Genomic DNA, 16,895 nt, shown 5'->3' on the forward strand with positions numbered 1-16,895 from the left:
CCGGTGTGGAGGGCCCTATGATGTTTGAGCTACGGGTGCTTGACGGACCGAGTCAGGGCGCTGCGTTGCCATTGTTCGGTGAGCAGTGGAGCATCGGTGCCCACGCCGATGCCGACCTGGTACTCCATGGTACGGGGATCGCTGAGCAACATGCGCACCTTCGTTTTATCAAGGCTAACTGGTCGGTGCAGGCGCAGGCGGGGCTGCTGCGGGACGCCGGCGGTCGGATGCTGGCACAGATCGCAAGCCTGGCGCTGAACGTACCGTTCTGGGTGGGGGAGGCGCAGTTGTGCGTCACCTTGGCCGACCAGCCCTGGCCCCAGGCCGCCACGCCCGAGCCACCCTCGCAGTCACCGGCCGATGACCCCGCACCGGGCTTTAAACTATCGTCGATCCCGCCATCGCAGCAAAAGCGCCTGCTCAGTCTGGTGCTGGCGGTTACGGCCATGATCGTGGTGGTGGGCATGATTTCTACAGGGGAGCCTGAGGCCCAGGCTTCCTTGATGCCGCCGGTGACCCAGAAACACAAACTCGATTCGCCGTTTGACGTGCGCCAGCAGTTGTTGAAGATGCTCAGCGAGCGTGAATTGAGCCAGCGCGTCAGCCTGCAACTGATCAATGGCCAGGTCGCACTCGGCGGCGACGTTTCCCAGGAAGAAGTGGAGCTGGTGGCGCGCATGCTCAGCCGTTTTGGTGAGCAGTTCGATAGCGCGGTGCCGGTGATCAGCCGCGTGCGAGCGCGCGATGAGCAACTGCCGTTCAGGATTGTGCAGATCGTAGGAGGGCCCAACGGTCACGTGGTGCTGGAGGAGGGCAACCGACTCTTTGTAGGCGACGAAGTGGATGGGCTGCGCCTGGTACTGATCGACAACAGCAAGGTGGTCTTCGATGGCGCGCAGCGTTATGAGGTGCGCTGGTGAGCACGCAATTACAGGCGCGCCTGGACGCGTGGCAGCAGCGGCAGATCCAGTCACTGGCCAATTTTTCGCCAGTGACCATGCGCGGTCGAATCCAGCGCGTCAACGGTATGCTGCTGCAATGTCGGCTGCCCCAGGCGCGTATCGGTGATCTGTGCCAGGTGGAAAAGCACCCCGGCGATTACATGCTCGCCGAGATCATCGGCTTCGATAATCAGGATGCGGTGCTCAGTGCCCTGGGCAACCTCGAAGGCGTGCAAGTCGGCGCGGGCGTAGAGCGCCTGGGCATCTCGCATCGCGTGCAGGTCAGCCAGGCATTGCTGGGCCAGGTGCTGGATGGTTTCGGGCGACCGATCGGCGGCGAGGGCGCCAGTGCATTTGCCGAAGCTGGCGCATCGGACGCCCACTCCGTGTTGTGTGAGGCACCGCTGCCCACCGAGCGGCCGCGGATCAATCGCGCACTGGCCACCGGCGTGCGTTCGATCGACGGCCTTTTGACCCTCGGCGAAGGGCAGCGCGTCGGGCTGTTTGCCGGTGCCGGCTGCGGCAAGACCACGTTGTTGGCCGAGATTGCGCGCAACGTCGAGTGCGATGTCATCGTGTTCGGCCTGATTGGTGAGCGGGGTCGGGAACTGCGGGAGTTCCTCGACCATGAACTCGATGAGCAACTGCGCGCCAAGGCGGTGCTGGTGTGTGCCACCTCCGACCGCTCCAGCATGGAACGCGCCCGCGCGGCGTTCACCGCCACGGCTCTGGCTGAAGGGTTTCGGCGCGAGGGCCGGCGAGTCTTGCTGCTGATCGACTCACTGACCCGTTTCGCCAGGGCCCAGCGCGAAATCGGCCTGGCCGCCGGCGAACCTCTGGGGCGCGGAGGCCTGCCACCGTCGGTTTACAGCCTGCTGCCGCGCCTGGTGGAGCGTGCCGGGTTGACGCGCGATGGCGTGATCACGGCGATCTACACGGTACTGATTGAACAGGACTCCATGAACGATCCGGTGGCCGATGAAGTGCGCTCACTGCTCGACGGCCATATCGTGCTGTCCCGCAAATTGGCCGAACGCGGGCACTATCCGGCGGTGGATGTGCTGGCGAGCCTGTCGCGGATTTTGAGCAACGTCGCGGCACCTGAAGATATCCAGGCCGGCACCGGCTTGCGTCGTTTGTTGTCGGCGTACCAACAGATCGAACTGATGCTCAAGCTGGGCGAGTACCAACCCGGCAGCGACCCTCTCACTGACCTGGCGGTGGACAGTCGCCAGGCGGTCGACGGTTTCCTGCGCCAGGACCTGCGTGAGCCGACGCCGATGGCGCACACGCTGGAGCAACTCAAGGAGCTGACCACCCATGTCCCATTCTGATGTGCTGCTCGGTGAGGTGGATACATTGCGGCGCCTGCGCCGGCATCGTGCCGACCGGGCCGAGCGGGCGTTACGCGAGGCCAAGCGTGCCCGGCAGGCGCTGCTCGCACATATCCAACAGGCCGAGGAAGCACTTGAGCAGACTCGACTGGAAGAGACCCGGCAAAGTGCTCAACTGCTCAGCCAGCACCAGGGGCGAATGCTGAGCCTGCAGGATTTGAAGTCCTGGGGCGCGCAGGAGCGCTCGTTATCCGCCAGTACCCGGCGCAACCAAGGCCAACTGGCGCAATTGCAAGGCCAGCAGGACGACAGGGAAAGCCGCGTTGGGCAGGCCCAGAAGCACGTCACCGAGTGTCTGCGTCAAGTGGAAAAACTCCAGGAGTTGTCCCGCCTTCTGGCTCAGGAGTCGACATGAGCGAGGTTTCGAATAAACCCCTTGAGCGCCCACGTCCGCTTCACGCGCGCGAGGAGCGCGAGCCGGGCGCTGTGGGCGCAGTGGCTTGGGAGCAAGGGCGACTGTTCGCTCAACTGTTTGCCGATAGCGATGAACACAGCGGTTCTGGGGCGTCCTTATCGGGCATCAAGGCATCGGCTGCGGCGGGCATGGTTGAGGCCCTCGCCGAACAATTGGCGCCTCGCATACAGGCCGCTTCCCAATGGCCCCTGCAGGCAGTGTTGTATTTACCTCGCCTGGGCCGGATCAACGCCCGCGTGCACCGTGAACAGAGCGCCTGGAGCGTTGAACTGGAAGCGGAACAGGACGCGACGGCACGCTGGCTCAGCGGTGTGCGACAACACTGTGAAGACCGGTTTTCACACGTGCTGGGTCTGCCGGTCAATCTGCTGCTGCCTGCTGCCGGCGGCGCATGATGGTCCCGACATTGACCTTGCCCTTGATCAAGGGCGACACGGTTGCCGCGCGCCGGCGTTTGGGGCGCGGACTGCGCCTGGCGTTTCAGGTTGCTGACCAGAACGGCGAGCTGCGGTTGGAGCCCGGACGCGCGCCCACACGGGCCGAGGCCGTTTGCTTCGAAACCGCGTGTGGCGTGCTGGCGCTCGCCCAGGCAGGGCCGGTGCTCAGTCTGCTGGGCGATTGTCCAGTGACATTGGCCCCGTCCGGCAACGATCCGGATTCATGGTTCTGGGCAGTGTTCCAGCATCACCTGAGCCCTCAGGTGAGCGCGTTACTGGGCCCTGTGCGTTTGCTGGAAACCGATCGCCCTGAAGGGTTTGGTTGCCGGCTCTGCGTTTCCCTGGGCACGTCTCGGGTCGACAGCTACGTGTGGCTGACGCCTGACAGCTTTCTGGCGTTGTGCGAGGCCGGCGCGTGGCGTGCCGTGGCCGAGCCGTTGCCGGCGCAATTGCAGCTGGCAATTGCCGTGACCCTTGGGCGTTTGCACCTACTGATCGCCCAGGTGCGCGGCCTGCGTACCGGTGACGTGCTGGTGCCTGAGCAGACTTTTTTCCAAGCCCAGGGCAGCGGCTACCTGCAGGTTGGCAAACAGCGGCTGCATGGCTGCATCGACGATGCCGGCGGGGCTTTGTGCCTGACCCTTACTTCTATCGAGGACACATCCATGGATGAACATTTTGCGGCGCCCGATTATTCGAACTATGGAGAAGATGAACCCGTGGTGGATGTGTTCGGCCACGAGCCGTTCGACGAGTTGAGCATGACGTTGAACGTGCGCTGCGGCACGTTGAATCTGACACTGGGTGAGCTGCGGAATCTCGCACCCGGCTCGGTACTGGGTATCGCCGGTTATGCGCCTGGCATGGCGGGTCTCTATTACGGCGACCGCACCATCGGCCAGGGACAGTTGGTGGAAGTCGACGGGCGCCTGGGCTTGCAGTTGTCCCGCGTGATGGTCGGCCGATGACATTTGAAGGGGTCAACCCCCTGGTTCTGGCGATGTTCGTCGGGGCATTGGCGTTGCTGCCCATGCTGTTGGTGATTTGCACATCGTTTTTGAAGATTGTCATTGTGCTGATGATTACCCGCAACGCCATCGGCGTGCAGCAGGTACCGCCGAGCATGGCCATCAACGGCATCGCCCTGGCGGCTACTCTGTTTATCATGGCGCCGGTGGGGTACGCGATCGCGGAGAACGTCAAGGCTTCACCCGTGGACACGAGCAGTGTGCAACTGTTTTTGCAGACCGGGAGTGAAGCTATCCAGCCATTGCGTGCCTTCATGCTGCGCAACGTGGACCCGGATGTGTTGACCCATCTGCTGGAAAACACCACGCGGCTGTGGCCTGCGCAAATGGCGCAGGAGGTGCAGCGTGAAGACCTGATCCTGCTGGTGCCGGCGTTCGTGCTGTCGCAACTGCAGGCGGGGTTCGAGATCGGTTTTCTGATCTATATCCCCTTCATCGTGATCGACCTGATCGTCTCCAACCTGCTGCTGGCGCTGGGCATGCAGATGGTGTCGCCAATGACCATTTCCCTGCCGCTAAAACTGCTGCTGTTCGTGCTGGTGTCCGGCTGGTCGCGGCTGCTCGACAGCCTGTTCCTTTCTTACCTCTGAGTGGCTTATGGAACCGATCGTGCTGTTCAAGCAGGGCATGTTGCTGGTGGTGGTGCTGTCAGCGCCGCCGTTGATCGTGGCGGTGGTGGTCGGTGTGCTGACGTCCCTGGTGCAGGCGCTGATGCAGATACAGGACCAGACGTTGCCCTTCGGTATCAAGCTGGTGGCGGTGGGTATCACGCTGATCGTGACCGGGCGTTGGATTGGTGTGGAGTTGATCCAACTGATCAACCTGACCTTCGACATGATCGGCCGTTCGGCCCTGAACTGAGGCCTCGCCCGTGCTGTTCTATCTCGAGTTCCTGCCCAGCCTGTTGATCGGCATGGCGCGTATCTACCCCTGTGCCTTCCTGGTGGCTGCGTTCTGTTTTCAGCACATACGCGGCATGCCTCGGCACACCATTGTGATGGTCATGGCATTGATGCCCGCGCCGGCTATCCATGCGGCGCTGCAGGGGCAGGATTATTCGGCGTTCATGCTCGGCGGGTTGGTACTCAAGGAGCTGGCGCTGGGCGTATTGCTGGGAGTGCTGTTGTCGATGCCGTTCTGGATGTTCGAGGCGGTAGGGGCACTGCTGGACAACCAGCGCGGTGCGCTGGCCGGCGGTCAACTCAACCCTTCATTGGGGCCGGATGCCACGCCGATCGGGCACTTGTTCAAGCAGCTGGCGATCTTTCTGCTGATGGTCAGCCTGGGGTTGGGCGCGTTGACCCAGGTGATCTGGGACAGCTACCTGATCTGGCCCCCCACGGTGTGGTTTCCGCTGCCTGCGCCTAACGGCACGAGTGTATTCGTCGGCCTGCTTGGCGATACCTTCATGCATATGATGCTGTACGCCGCGCCCTTCATTGCGGTGCTGTTGTTGCTGGAATTCGGAATCGCCTTACTGGGGGTCTACAGCCAGCAGTTACAGGTGAGTACGCTGGCACCGCCGGTCAAGAGCCTGGCAGGTATCGGGGTTGTGCTGTTGTACTTTGCGCTGCTGCAGGACCTGATGGTCGGGCGCATGTTCGGGCTTGGCGAGTTAAAACACTCGCTCGGGCTGCTGTTCAGGGCCTCGGCACCATGAGTGATTCGGGCGAAAAAAAGCACCCCGCTTCAGCCAAGAAACTGCGCGACCAGCGCAAGAAGGGGCAGGTCGCCCAGAGTCAGGACGTTCCCAAGTTGCTGGTGCTCACCGCCATCAGTGAGATCGCTTTGTTCACCGCCGAGACCAGCCTGCAGCGCTTCCAGCAATTGATGGCGCTGCCGATGTCGCGCTTTAACCAGCCGTTTGTACGAGCGCTGGAAGAAGTGCTGGTTGAAGGGCTGTTGATGTTTGTCTCGTTCGCCCTGCTGATGGTTGGCGTGGCGATTGTCACAAAGCTGATCAGCAGTTGGATGCAGTTCGGGTTGCTGTTCGCCCCGGAGGCCCTGAAGCTCGATTTCAACCGCCTCAACCCCGTCAGCCAGCTCAAGCAAATGTTCTCGGCCCAGTCGGTGATGAACCTGTTGATGAGCATCGCCAAGGCATTCCTGATTGGCCTGATTGTGTACGTGGTGGTCTGGCCTTCGCTGGGGGTGTTGATCAATCTGGCCAACAGCGACCTGCAAAGTTACCTGCTGGCGCTGATCGCACTGTTCAGGCACTTGCTGCATGCCTGTCTCGGGCTGCTGCTGGTGCTGGCGCTGATCGACCTGAGCCTGCAGAAGTACTTTTTCGCCAAACGCATGCGCATGACCCAGGTCGAGGTCGTCAAGGAGTACAAGGACATGGAAGGCGACCCCCATGTCAAAGGCCAGCGCCGCTCACTGGCGTACCAACTGGCCCAGGAGGAGCCGAAGGTCAAGCTGCCCAAGCTGGAGGAGGCCGACATGCTGGTGGTCAACCCCACGCACTTTGCGGTGGCCCTGTACTACCGCCCAGGCAAGACGCCGTTGCCGCTGCTGGTCAGCAAAGGTACGGACGCCGATGCGCGACAGCTGATCGCCCGGGCGAAGGCCGCCGAAGTGCCGGTGATCCAATGCGTCTGGCTGGCCCGCACGCTCTACAAGAACAAACTGGGTGCAAGCATTCCTCGCGAAACCTTGCAGGCCGTGGCATTGATCTACCGGACCCTGCGTGAGCTGGATGATGAGGCCAAGCGTGAAACCCTGGAGTTGCCGGAGCTGGAGCGGCGCTGATCAGCGGTTGGACGGTGAGTCCAGGGCGGCGAGGTTGGCCAGCGACAACATCCGGCTGAGGACTGTGTCCAGCGTGTGACGCGCCGCGGGCAATGCGTGCCAGATCACCAAAGCGTGCTGGGCATCGAGGTAGGCGAAGCAGCCCTCGTACAACGACGCATACTCAAAGCGTCGCTCCAGCACCCGTTGCAGTTGCCCGGGTTGCAAAGCCTCGCGCGCGATATACAACGCCAGCCCCGGCTGCTTGCCGCCTTGCAGCGCGCACGCCTTGATACCGGGAGCGAGCGGCAGGTGAGCGGCAGCGCCGCTCACCAGATTGTCCAGAAACGCCTGGCGTAGCGCGCCGGGTATTTGCGGCGCGCTCATCGCTCCAGTGATACCGTCTGGTAGTCTTTTCGCTCGCCGGCGGGGCCTGGTTCAATGCGCATCTGTGGCGGCCACCAGATCACCATGGTGTCCTTGCTCGATTGCGGGCGAGAGCAGGAGTCGCCCTTGCAGGTGGGGGTGCAGCCGGCGACGAGCAGCGCAGTGGCGATCAGGGTGGCGCATAGCAGGCGAGGTTTCATGGCGTAACCTTTTGAGCAGGAGTGATCAAGGAGGGGCGCGGCACACTCAGGTGTTCATCCTTCACCACGGGGCGCATGGCGATAAATACCTCGGCCTCTTCACCCGGCTTGAGCCAGGCACGCGGCCACACGCTGACGGCCAGGGTCTGCGAGTTGCTGCATTCTTTCTCGTCGATACGCACATTGCGCGTGAACTGGTTGCGCAGCACCACCACTGCGACGTTGTAGTCGGGGCCGGCATACCATTGGCTGCGTTCGGTGTTCAGCGCGAGCACGTCACGGGTGCTGCACAGCGTATTCAGCCCAAGCGGCATCGGCGCGGCCTTGAAGGCCTTGGGCACTTCACCGCTGACCAGATGCGCCAGGGTGCCGATGATATCGCTGCGCTTGATCACCGGTTGATGAGAGGCATAACGCCTGGCCAACGGCGCGAGGGCGGTCTGCAACTCAACCTGATCGGCCTGGGGCAGGTAGCGTGACGGGTCGGCCTGGTCGCCGATGACCCGCGGGGTCAGGATGAACAGGCGTTCACGTCGATTGTTCTGCCGTTCGGTCGAGGAAAACAACGCTTTGCCCAGTAAGGGAATATCGCCGAGCAGGGGCACCTTGCTGTGCTTGTCGCTGCTTTCGGTGACGTGGAAACCACCGACCACCAGCGAGCGTTTTTCCGCCATTACTGCCTGGGTACTGACCGTGCCACGGCGTACATCGAGGTTGCCGGATTTAGAGTTGCTGTCATCGAAGTTACCGTCTTCGATATCCACCGCCAGATGGATCTGATGCCCGCCACGGCTGGTGATGACGCGTGGCACGACCTGGACGCTGGTGCCCACGGTCACCGGCAGGATGGTGGCGACCTCACTGCCGGGCGTGAGGTATTGCGTACGGTTGAAGTCGATCACCGCCGGCTGGTTTTCCAGGGTGAGCACCGATGGGTTGGACACCATGGTTGCCAGCCCCTTGGCTTCCAGGGCGCGGATGTCGGCATAGAAACGGTCGCGGTTTTCAATCGACAGCTGCGACGAGGCGCCCGGTGACACGCCGGCGCCACCGCGGAACCGGCTGTTCTGGAACCCCCAGGTAACGCCGAACTCATGCAGCTGCGTGCGCTCGATATCCAGGATGACGGCGTCGATTTCCACCAGTTTGCGCGCGACGTCGAGTTGAGTAATCAGATCGCGATACATGGCCTGGCGTTCCGGCAGGTCATAGATCAGCACCGCGTTATTGCGCACATCGGCTTCGACGCGAATCCTGCTGGTGGGGGCTGGGGCGCGTGGAGTGAGCGTTGCACCGTTGTCCAATGGCGCTGGGTTTGCACCGGCTCCGAGCATCTGGCCCAGCAGCGGGTTGCCTAACCGGGGAATGTTGGGTGTGAGCGGCGCGGGGGGTGACGCTGGGCGCTGGCTCAGACTCGAGAGCGTCGAGGTGGAGCGCGGCTCCAACAGCCCGCGCAAAATACTGGTCACTCCGGGGATGGTGAGCTTCTCACCGCGATAATCCACGCGGCGGTCAGCCGCATTGGCGAACTTCAGTGGATAACTCAGCACGCTCTGTTTTTCATCCGGAGAGCGGCGTTGACTGCTGAAGTGCTTGATCTGCTCGATGTAGCGACGGGGGCCTGAGACGAGCACGACGCCATCTTCGGGCAACTCACCCCAGCCGAAACGGCTGTCGAGCAGGCCGATATCGGTGAGGGCCTGCTTGAGGTCGGCAATGGTTTCGGACGAGACTTCCAGGCGCGCTGATTCCTGCTGATCCAACGTGCTGATATAGAGGGTGTTGTTGTACAGGTACCACTGGAAACGGTATTCCACACCGAGACGGTCGAGCATCGACTGCGGGGTATTAGCGCGGATCTTGCCGTTGACGTTACCTTCCAGCAGGCCTTCGACCTGGAGCTGGGTGCCGAAGGTCTGGGCGAAGTCTTCCAGTACTTCGCGCAGAGGTTTGTGTTCGGCTTCATAGGCGTAAGCGGTGTTTTTCCATTCGGGAGGGATGGCGGCAAGGGTGTTTTGCGCCGGCGTCAACAGGCAGGCCAGTAAGATCAGGCTTCGCCAATCGGCTCGTCTGCATGAAGATTCGGACGGGGCGATACACAAACTGTTGCGCTTGTGGGGCTTGTTATACATAGACATTTCTCTGATTAGTACAGCAACGAACGTAGCGAGGTGAGGGGCGGTTCAGGAGGGCGTTCATTCATGCGCGCGGCAGTGGCGCGCCAAGTATCGCGTTGGTTGAGCAGGGCTTCGATGCCGCTATTCAGATGCTGTTCGTCCGTCCGTTCAGGCAGACAATGAATCAACCAAAGTGCACCGCTGGTTGGGGCTTGAGCGAGCGCTCCCTGAAAGTGATTCAGACTGGGCTCTCCCAGTCGCATCCACGTCATCAACTGTGCTTTATCCGGAGCGCGGGTGGACAGTTGAACACTTATCAACAAACGGCTTGAACAGTAGCGAAAGATGATTTCGTCATCATTCTCGAAGTAACGGAACTCCCCGCTCTTGTTTCTCAAGTACTCACGAATCAACGTTTTCAATTTGCTATACGCTGTCCAGGCCAGATTTGGTTAGCATGAATTTAATTCGCGTCTGTTCATTGATAGCGTATTCTGCTTTGCGATATTTCATGATCAGGTCGTAAAACGCCGCCACATCTTCTTCTGATCCAGAGTTATTTTCCGCTGCGAAGTCGACATTCCTTTTGGCGTGTCTCGCATCGCTTAGAAGTCTGTCTTTATAGCTATCGATAAAGGTCATAGGGGGGCCTTTGAGGGGGATATTTTTTATTTTTTGGTTTTTATGTCGATTTGGTTCCATGTGTGGCCACTTATTTCTTATACGACGGTGTGGCGTGACGTTAACGGCCTTTATCGTTTTCCATGAACGCGTGGATCATCGCCTCCCAATCAATATGGAAGTCCCCCTCGTCGGTATGCAATATCAGTGTTTGAGGTTGAAGGGCATTATCTGGGCGCAGTAGCCAGTGAGTGCTGTTACGGCTGGCAAGGCACTGCTTGATTGCTTCAAGGTCATGCGGATGGCAGGCCAACGTAGCCTTGATCGCCGGAACATGGCACGCCATTAGTTGCCTGATCAGCGCAGCCAGGCGCTGTGGAGCGAGTGTTTCTTCAAGCAGATGATAAATGGCCTGGTTGGCGACTGAGGTGGCGTATTGCTCCAGGTTATCGCATAAGGCCTGATGCTCGATTTCCCAGCGTCTGAACTGCGCATCGGCACGCTCCCATACTTCAAGACTTGCTTTTTCAAGGAACTCTTGGCGTTGTTCTTTGGCTTCTTCCAGCAGTTGCCGAGCTTCCGCTTTTGCTTGATCCACCACATCAATGGCCTGCGAGTAGCTTGCCAGCGTTTCGCCAGAGATCAGGCTTCCCGACAGAGGCGGCGCCCCTTCCACGGATTTGATTTTACGTCGGACCAGCATAGTTAATCTCCATGCGCCTCTGAACTCGAAGCGCTATCGTTGCTCGACATTCCCCCTATTCGCCAAACGACGGCATGCCACAGCGTATCGAGACGGCTCTGTGAGTCGCCGCGCGACAGTATCTCTGCTTCCAGATCCAGAACGCGTTGACGGGGGAATCGCAGCCTGATTCGTTGCCAGGTATCGGCAGGAACCCAGGCGCGCAGCAATTGCAACGGATCAACATCAGGTTGCGCCATATCAAGCGCCAGCGCTTTGGATAGTCTGTTACACCACTGATAAAGTTCTTCATCCAATGCTTGGGCGCAGGCCGGGCGGCAGACACTGCCAATCAAGGCGAGCGCAAGTTCAAGTTGTGCCGCCGAGGCAATTGCCAGTTGAAGCAGGACAGGGTCGGGTGGGGGAGGCAGGCAGGGCGCAACGCCGTAATACGTGCCCACTACCACCTGCCGGGTGCGATGCAGCGCCAGGTGTGCTGGGTAGTTATCGAGTTCTCTCCAGTCCTCGTGGGCCTGTAACCAAGGTGCCGACCACCATTGGGCCCAAGCCAGATTACTGTTCATTTGGGGAGCGAACAGGCACGTCAAGGGGCTGAGCTTTCTTTCGTTTACGCCAGAATATTCCCGCCGCACCTATAAGCACTACAGCGATCAGCGAGAATGTAACGCTGGCCCGCCAAAAACCGATGTCATTTCCGGGCACCAGGAAGGGCCCGAAATAGGCCAAGCGTTGCTGCTCCAGATAGGCCGTGGCCGGCACAAATACGACCGTCATTTTTTGTGGGTTGTCGACCGCTGTGGTCATGCCGGGAATGCTACTTGCAACCATCCTGCGTACACGGGCGTTGATGTTATCGGGATCAAGCCGCGGATCATGTTTGATAAACACGGACGCGGACGCAGGCTGTATAGGTTCTCCCGGCGCGACGCGCTCGGGCAGTACGACGTGCACGCGAGCGACAATAACCCCATCAATATTCGATAACGTGGTTTCCAGTTCTTGGGACAACGCGTAGATGTAGCGAGCGCGTTCTTCCAAGGGGGTTGAAATGACGCCCTCTTTGCGAAAGGTATTGCCTAACGTAGCGCGCGTCGCACGCGGCAGCCCAACGGCTTCCAGTGTTCGCACAGCGCGCGCAATATCGTTGGCATCGACGGCCACCGTAACACCGTCTTTTGTTGGAGCCTTGGTGGCGCGGATATGTTTGTCGGCCAGTTCTGCCACAACTTCATTGGCTTCTTGCTCAGTTAACTTGGTATGAAGCTCGACACGTTCACTGCAAGCGGTCAGCAAGAGTATGAGGGGCAGAGTGGATACGATAAGCAGCGTGCGAGTCATTTAAACCTATTGGAGATTGCAGATTTTATCGATGCCCTGAGCGGTTTTACCAACGCACTTGGTCAACATATGTTGAAGCAGTACTGCGTCGGATAGCTGGCTCGGGTATTTTCGAGCCTCTTCGTGTTTGTCCTTGCTGGTCAATGCACGCAGGCTTTTAGTCATGTTTTTAGTCATCGAGTCCAACGTGTTTGATGCCTCGGACAGTAGCCTCATCGAGGGCGCGGTACTTATGGCCGTACTCGCGAATGCCTGAGGTGGCAACAGGGCGTTAAAAAAATCTACATCTGAACTCGGCGGGGCGGACTCCTGGTCCTTGGTATGTGTATTGATCTCCTTCTCTCGTATGTTTCCTATAAGCATGGAACACCTGCCATCATAAAATGTGAACGAACCTATTGTTGTCAGTAATGACCGTTATTTGGTTGACATGACCTTCCCGGCACGATATGCCGGGAAAGCCCCGATGCGCTCAATCTTTACGACAAGCGAATCGTGTCAGCCGTCGCTTTTTTACCGTTGGTGTTTTCAGCGACTGCTTTTTCCAGGGCGTTTCGGACACCGTCCGCACGCTTTTTATCTTGTATCTGCTCGAAAGCGTTATCTGCCTCACTTTCAGAAAGACCTCCATAACTGCCAACGTACGGCGGGGTGTAACCTGGAATATTCATACTGTTTTCTCCAAGAAGTGAGTATTCTTTTGTCGGATTCAGCAAGGCTGTTCCATAAGTTATGTGGTTCATAAAATTTGAGCGTTCCATTGCTTCACGTCATGTATGTTTCAAAAAGTGTAGAGTTTCACCGGTTACAGAGGTCATTCTCCATTGAGTGAGATTCCCAGCTGCTTGATCCGATGATAGAGCGTCCTTTTCGCGACACCCAATTCAATCGCCACGGCGTCGATACAGTATTCATGTTGACGCAGTGATTCCTCGATCAACGATCTTTCCATCTGGTGCAATCGTGACTTCAGGCTCTGGTCGGCTTCATGGCGGGGTACCACTGGCGCTGAGAATGTGGGGAGCCCCAGCACGAAGCGTTTCGCTGTAGAGCGTAATTCGCGGATATTGCCTTTCCAGGGGTGTTGCAACAGTTGCTCCAGCAATAGCTTGCCAAGAGGGCTGGGTTTGGAACGCTTAAAGAGTTGGGCCTCTTGCGCAATCATATCCAGAAACAATGGGATGATCCGCTCTCGCCGGTCCCGCAGGGGCGGAAGGTAGATACTGACGACGTTCAAGCGATAGTAGAGGTCCCTGCGAAAGGTGCCTTGCTCGACCATCTCGTGCAGTGATTGTTGGGCGGAGGCGATGACGCGCATGTCGACAGAAATGGATCGAGTTGAGCCCAGGCGTTCGACACTGCGCGATTCCAGTACGCGTAATAGTTTGGCTTGCAATGGGAGCGGCATACTGTCGATTTCATCCAGATACAGCGTCCCCAGATGTGCGGCTTCGATAAAGCCCGCCCTCGACTGCACGGCGCCAGTGTAGGCACCGGTGTTTACGCCGAATAGCTGGCTCTCCGCAAGCGTTTCTGGAATAGCCGCACAGTTCACGGCAATGAAGCTGCCTCGCCGCGCCGATAGGCGATGAATCCGCTGTGCAAGGGTATCTTTTCCGGTGCCTGTTTCTCCCAGTAAAAGCAGGTCAATGTTGAGCGTAGCGGTGCTGTTTAGTATGTTCTCAATGTCCGGACCTTCGATGAGTGAAATGTCTATTTCATTGTCCCTGTGCTTGGAGGCCGGCATTAAGAAGTGCTCCATTATCGCAATGCAATCGAGCGCAGAGTATCAAGCGGATCGCCAAAACTTAAAGTAGTCATGTTCTGGAATGACGTAGGAAAAAGTTCATGGTGTGAGTCTGGAGTTATATGTTTTAACTTTTAATTAAAGAAGGTTGGGCAAGTAGGATAAGTCGGGAGAGGGATTGTGCGCTCGGCCTTGAAGAGATGGGCACAAAAAAGCCGATGCAGGGCATCGGCTTTTTTATTTGTGACGGAAGTGCTGAGTGATGTTTATACGTTAAAGCGGAAGTGCATCACATCGCCATCTTTAACAATATATTCCTTACCTTCCAGTCGCCATTTACCGGCTTCCTTGGCACCGGCTTCACCTTTGTACTGAATGAAGTCGTTATAGGCGATGACTTCGGCACGGATAAACCCCTTCTCGAAGTCGGTGTGGATCACACCTGCCGCCTGTGGAGCGGTGGCGCCGACCTTGACGGTCCATGCGCGGACTTCTTCGACACCGGCGGTGAAGTAAGTCTGCAGGTTGAGCATTTCGTAACCGGCGCGGATCACGCGATTCAGGCCAGGCTCTTCCAGGCCGAGGGCCTCAAGGAACATGTCTTTTTCTTCGCCGTCGTCGAGCTCGGCTATTTCTGCTTCGATCTTGTTGCACACCGGAACAACGATGGCGCCTTCTTCGTCGGCAATGGCCTTGACCACATCAAGCAGTGGGTTGTTCTCGAAGCCATCTTCGGCGACGTTGGCAATGTACATCACAGGCTTGGTGGTCAGCAGGTGGAAGCCTTTGATCACGGCCTTCTCGTCGGCGCCCATGGTTTTCATCAGGCTACGTGCCGGCTTGCCCAGGGTGAAGTGCGCGATCAACTGCTCCAGCAGGCCTTTCTGGACCACGGCATCCTTGTCGCCGCCCTTGGCATTACGCGCGACTTTCTGCAGTTGTTTTTCGCAGCTGTCGAGGTCGGCGAAGATCAGTTCCAGGTCGATGATCTCGATATCGCGCTTCGGGTCGACGCTGTTGGAGACGTGAATCACGTTCTCGTCTTCAAAGCAGCGGACCACGTGGGCGATGGCGTCGGTCTCACGGATGTTGGCCAGGAACTTGTTACCCAGGCCTTCGCCTTTCGACGCGCCGGCTACCAGGCCCGCGATATCGACGAATTCCATGGTGGTCGGCAGGATGCGCTTGGGATTGACGATCGCCGCCAATGCGTCCAGGCGCGGGTCAGGCATCGGCACGATACCGCTGTTGGGTTCGATGGTGCAGAAGGGGAAGTTCTCCGCCGCAATACCGGACTTGGTCAGGGCGTTGAACAGGGTGGATTTGCCGACGTTGGGCAGGCCGACGATGCCGCAATTGAATCCCATGGTGTTTCCCCTCGGTAAGAGTCAGGCCTTCTGGCTGTGCAGGTTTTTCATCGCACGGTTCCATTCACCGGCGAGGATATCCGGCAGCACGCCGAGGGCAAAATCGATGCTGGCATCGAGTTTTTCCTGTTCGGCGCGTGGCGCACGACCCAGGACGAAATTTGAAACCATACTGGCAACGCCTGGGTGGCCGATGCCGAGCCGCAGGCGGTAAAAGGTATTCTGATTGCCCAACTGCGCGATGATGTCGCGCAGACCGTTGTGGCCGCCATGGCCACCGCCTTGCTTGAGCTTGGCGACGCCGGGTGGCAGGTCCAGTTCGTCATGGGCCACCAGGATTTCCTCGGGTTTGATCCGGAAGAAGCCCGCAAGCGCCGCGACAGCCTGGCCGCTGCGGTTCATATAGGTGGTGGGAATCAGCAGACGAACATCCTGACCCTGATGCGAGTAGCGCCCGGTCAGGCCGAAATATTTGCGATCGGCCACCAGGTTGACACCTTGGGCGTGGGCGATGCGCTCAACAAAAAGGGCCCCCGCGTTATGCCGGGTCTGTTCGTATTCGGCGCCTGGATTTCCCAGGCCAACGATCAGTTTGATGGCAGTCACGACAGGGGCCCTTCCTTTGGAGTTGTGGATAACGTCGCCGCGACCTGTGTGCGGCGAAAGTGGACGACAAAGATCATTTACTCAAGAGTAAACGTCGCGTTATCGCCCGCTTTCTCGCTACGTTTCGGTCCGCGATGTTTCCTCAAGCTCCGGCAAGACAGAGTGAATTACTCTGCAGCGCCTTCTTCAGCTTCTGGAGCAACGCGTGGAGCGTGTACGTTGGCAACTGCTTTGTCATCACCGTGAGCCAGTGCAACGAACTCAACGCCTTTTGGCGCCTTGATGTCGGACAGGTGAACGATGGCGCCGATTTCCAGAGCCGACAGGTCGACTTCGATGAACTCAGGCAGGTCTTTCGGCAGGCAGGTCACTTCGATTTCGTTCAGGACGTGCGAGATCTCGCCGCCTTTCTTGACCGGAGCTTCTTCACCAACAAAGTGCACAGGCACGATAGCGGTCAGTTTCTGGCCGGCAACAACGCGAACGAAGTCAGCGTGCATGATGAACTGCTTGGAAGGGTGACGCTGCATCGCTTTAACGATGACGTTCTGCTTGGTGCCGTCGACGTTCAGCTCGATAACGTGGCTGTAGGCAGCTTCGTTTTCGAACAGCTTGGCAATTTCCTTGGCCAGGATGGTCACGGATTCAGCAGGCTTGCTACCACCGTATACAACGGCAGGAATGTTCGCGGCGTGACGCAGGCGGCGGCTCGCACCTTTCCCCAGGTCAGTACGCGCTTGGGCGTTCAGAGTAAATTCAGTCATTTTGTATCTCCAAAATAGCCATCATCGAGTGGCGTTTGCGACCAGCGCCAGGCTCGATATGGGCAAAAAAGCCCCGCCCCAACACAATGCTGGGGCG

Annotated in this window: 22 protein-coding genes; 9 read left to right on the forward strand and 13 right to left on the reverse strand. The window is 58.8% G+C overall.

Annotated features, from left to right (window positions below; all coding sequences use genetic code 11):
* The first annotated feature begins 20 nt into the window (after positions 1-20).
* Genes QRN10_RS03485 through sctU form a run of 9 tightly spaced genes read left to right on the forward strand, consistent with a single transcriptional unit; the run spans position 21 to position 6,969 of the window.
* Complete coding sequence (locus QRN10_RS03485; protein WP_181079657.1) at positions 21-920, forward strand: FHA domain-containing protein; 900 nt, start codon at positions 21-23, stop codon at positions 918-920.
* Positions 917-2,275, forward strand: a complete 1,359-nt coding sequence (locus QRN10_RS03490) for a FliI/YscN family ATPase (protein ID WP_285427851.1) — start codon at positions 917-919, stop codon at positions 2,273-2,275. The genes QRN10_RS03485 and QRN10_RS03490 overlap by 4 nt, the downstream gene beginning before the upstream one ends.
* The gene (gene sctO / locus QRN10_RS03495) at positions 2,262-2,690 is read left to right on the forward strand and encodes a type III secretion system stalk subunit SctO (protein WP_181079571.1); all 429 of its coding nucleotides are present in this window, start codon (positions 2,262-2,264) and stop codon (positions 2,688-2,690) included. Before QRN10_RS03490 ends, sctO begins: the two co-directional genes overlap by 14 nt.
* Entirely contained in the window at positions 2,687-3,145 is a 459-nt protein-coding gene (locus QRN10_RS03500) for a type III secretion system HrpP C-terminal domain-containing protein (RefSeq protein ID WP_285427852.1), read from the forward strand. The genes sctO and QRN10_RS03500 overlap by 4 nt, the downstream gene beginning before the upstream one ends.
* Positions 3,142-4,155, forward strand: a complete 1,014-nt coding sequence (locus tag QRN10_RS03505; protein WP_181079573.1) for a FliM/FliN family flagellar motor switch protein — start codon at positions 3,142-3,144, stop codon at positions 4,153-4,155. Before QRN10_RS03500 ends, QRN10_RS03505 begins: the two co-directional genes overlap by 4 nt.
* Positions 4,152-4,805, forward strand: a complete 654-nt coding sequence (gene sctR / locus QRN10_RS03510) for a type III secretion system export apparatus subunit SctR (RefSeq protein WP_181079574.1) — start codon at positions 4,152-4,154, stop codon at positions 4,803-4,805. The genes QRN10_RS03505 and sctR overlap by 4 nt, the downstream gene beginning before the upstream one ends.
* Before the next feature lie 7 nt (positions 4,806-4,812).
* The gene (gene sctS / locus QRN10_RS03515) at positions 4,813-5,076 is read left to right on the forward strand and encodes a type III secretion system export apparatus subunit SctS (protein ID WP_181079575.1); all 264 of its coding nucleotides are present in this window, start codon (positions 4,813-4,815) and stop codon (positions 5,074-5,076) included.
* A 10-nt stretch (positions 5,077-5,086) separates the two neighbouring features.
* Complete coding sequence (sctT, locus tag QRN10_RS03520; RefSeq protein WP_285427854.1) at positions 5,087-5,875, forward strand: type III secretion system export apparatus subunit SctT; 789 nt, start codon at positions 5,087-5,089, stop codon at positions 5,873-5,875.
* The gene (gene sctU, locus QRN10_RS03525) at positions 5,872-6,969 is read left to right on the forward strand and encodes a type III secretion system export apparatus subunit SctU (RefSeq protein ID WP_181079577.1); all 1,098 of its coding nucleotides are present in this window, start codon (positions 5,872-5,874) and stop codon (positions 6,967-6,969) included. The genes sctT and sctU overlap by 4 nt, the downstream gene beginning before the upstream one ends.
* Here the strand turns inward: sctU and QRN10_RS03530 are convergent, their stop codons facing one another.
* From QRN10_RS03530 to QRN10_RS03590, 13 genes are all read right to left on the reverse strand, one after another.
* Positions 6,970-7,335 carry a transcriptional regulator gene (locus QRN10_RS03530; RefSeq protein WP_285427855.1) on the reverse strand — a complete coding sequence of 122 codons (366 nt, stop codon included), beginning with the start codon at positions 7,333-7,335 and terminating at the stop codon, positions 6,970-6,972.
* A complete protein-coding gene (gene hrpT / locus QRN10_RS03535; RefSeq protein WP_181079579.1) occupies positions 7,332-7,535 on the reverse strand; it encodes an HrpT family type III secretion system protein in 204 nt (67 codons plus the stop codon). The genes QRN10_RS03530 and hrpT overlap by 4 nt, the downstream gene beginning before the upstream one ends.
* Positions 7,532-9,667 (reverse strand): type III secretion system outer membrane ring subunit SctC, encoded by a 2,136-nt coding sequence (gene sctC, locus QRN10_RS03540; protein WP_285427856.1) that lies wholly within the window; start codon positions 9,665-9,667, stop codon positions 7,532-7,534. Before sctC ends, hrpT begins: the two co-directional genes overlap by 4 nt.
* 14 nt (positions 9,668-9,681) lie before the next feature.
* Complete coding sequence (locus QRN10_RS03545; RefSeq protein ID WP_181079581.1) at positions 9,682-10,074, reverse strand: type III secretion protein; 393 nt, start codon at positions 10,072-10,074, stop codon at positions 9,682-9,684.
* A gap of 4 nt (positions 10,075-10,078) precedes the next feature.
* On the reverse strand, positions 10,079-10,294 hold the full coding sequence (locus tag QRN10_RS03550) for a hypothetical protein (protein ID WP_266245891.1): 216 nt from the start codon (positions 10,292-10,294) through the stop codon (positions 10,079-10,081).
* Between the two features lie 100 nt (positions 10,295-10,394).
* Entirely contained in the window at positions 10,395-10,976 is a 582-nt protein-coding gene (gene sctL / locus QRN10_RS03555; protein WP_181079583.1) for a type III secretion system stator protein SctL, read from the reverse strand.
* A gap of 2 nt (positions 10,977-10,978) precedes the next feature.
* Entirely contained in the window at positions 10,979-11,539 is a 561-nt protein-coding gene (locus QRN10_RS03560; RefSeq protein ID WP_285427857.1) for a type III secretion protein, read from the reverse strand.
* The gene (gene sctJ / locus QRN10_RS03565; protein WP_181079585.1) at positions 11,529-12,314 is read right to left on the reverse strand and encodes a type III secretion system inner membrane ring lipoprotein SctJ; all 786 of its coding nucleotides are present in this window, start codon (positions 12,312-12,314) and stop codon (positions 11,529-11,531) included. Before sctJ ends, QRN10_RS03560 begins: the two co-directional genes overlap by 11 nt.
* A 479-nt stretch (positions 12,315-12,793) precedes the next feature.
* A complete protein-coding gene (locus QRN10_RS03570; protein ID WP_253510371.1) occupies positions 12,794-13,075 on the reverse strand; it encodes a hypothetical protein in 282 nt (93 codons plus the stop codon).
* A gap of 53 nt (positions 13,076-13,128) precedes the next feature.
* Positions 13,129-14,061: a sigma 54-interacting transcriptional regulator gene (locus QRN10_RS03575; protein ID WP_181079587.1), complete on the reverse strand. Its 933-nt coding sequence runs from the start codon at positions 14,059-14,061 to the stop codon at positions 13,129-13,131.
* Between the two features lie 266 nt (positions 14,062-14,327).
* A complete protein-coding gene (ychF, locus tag QRN10_RS03580; RefSeq protein WP_253510373.1) occupies positions 14,328-15,428 on the reverse strand; it encodes a redox-regulated ATPase YchF in 1,101 nt (366 codons plus the stop codon).
* A 21-nt stretch (positions 15,429-15,449) separates the two neighbouring features.
* Complete coding sequence (gene pth, locus QRN10_RS03585) at positions 15,450-16,034, reverse strand: aminoacyl-tRNA hydrolase (protein WP_095169011.1); 585 nt, start codon at positions 16,032-16,034, stop codon at positions 15,450-15,452.
* A gap of 167 nt (positions 16,035-16,201) precedes the next feature.
* Positions 16,202-16,798 carry a 50S ribosomal protein L25/general stress protein Ctc gene (locus QRN10_RS03590; protein WP_034095781.1) on the reverse strand — a complete coding sequence of 199 codons (597 nt, stop codon included), beginning with the start codon at positions 16,796-16,798 and terminating at the stop codon, positions 16,202-16,204.
* Between the last annotated feature and the right edge of the window lie 97 nt (positions 16,799-16,895).

Origin of the sequence: Pseudomonas sp. lyk4-R2A-8, assembly GCF_030209095.1 — a bacterium.
Lineage (GTDB): Bacteria > Pseudomonadota > Gammaproteobacteria > Pseudomonadales > Pseudomonadaceae > Aquipseudomonas > Aquipseudomonas quebecensis.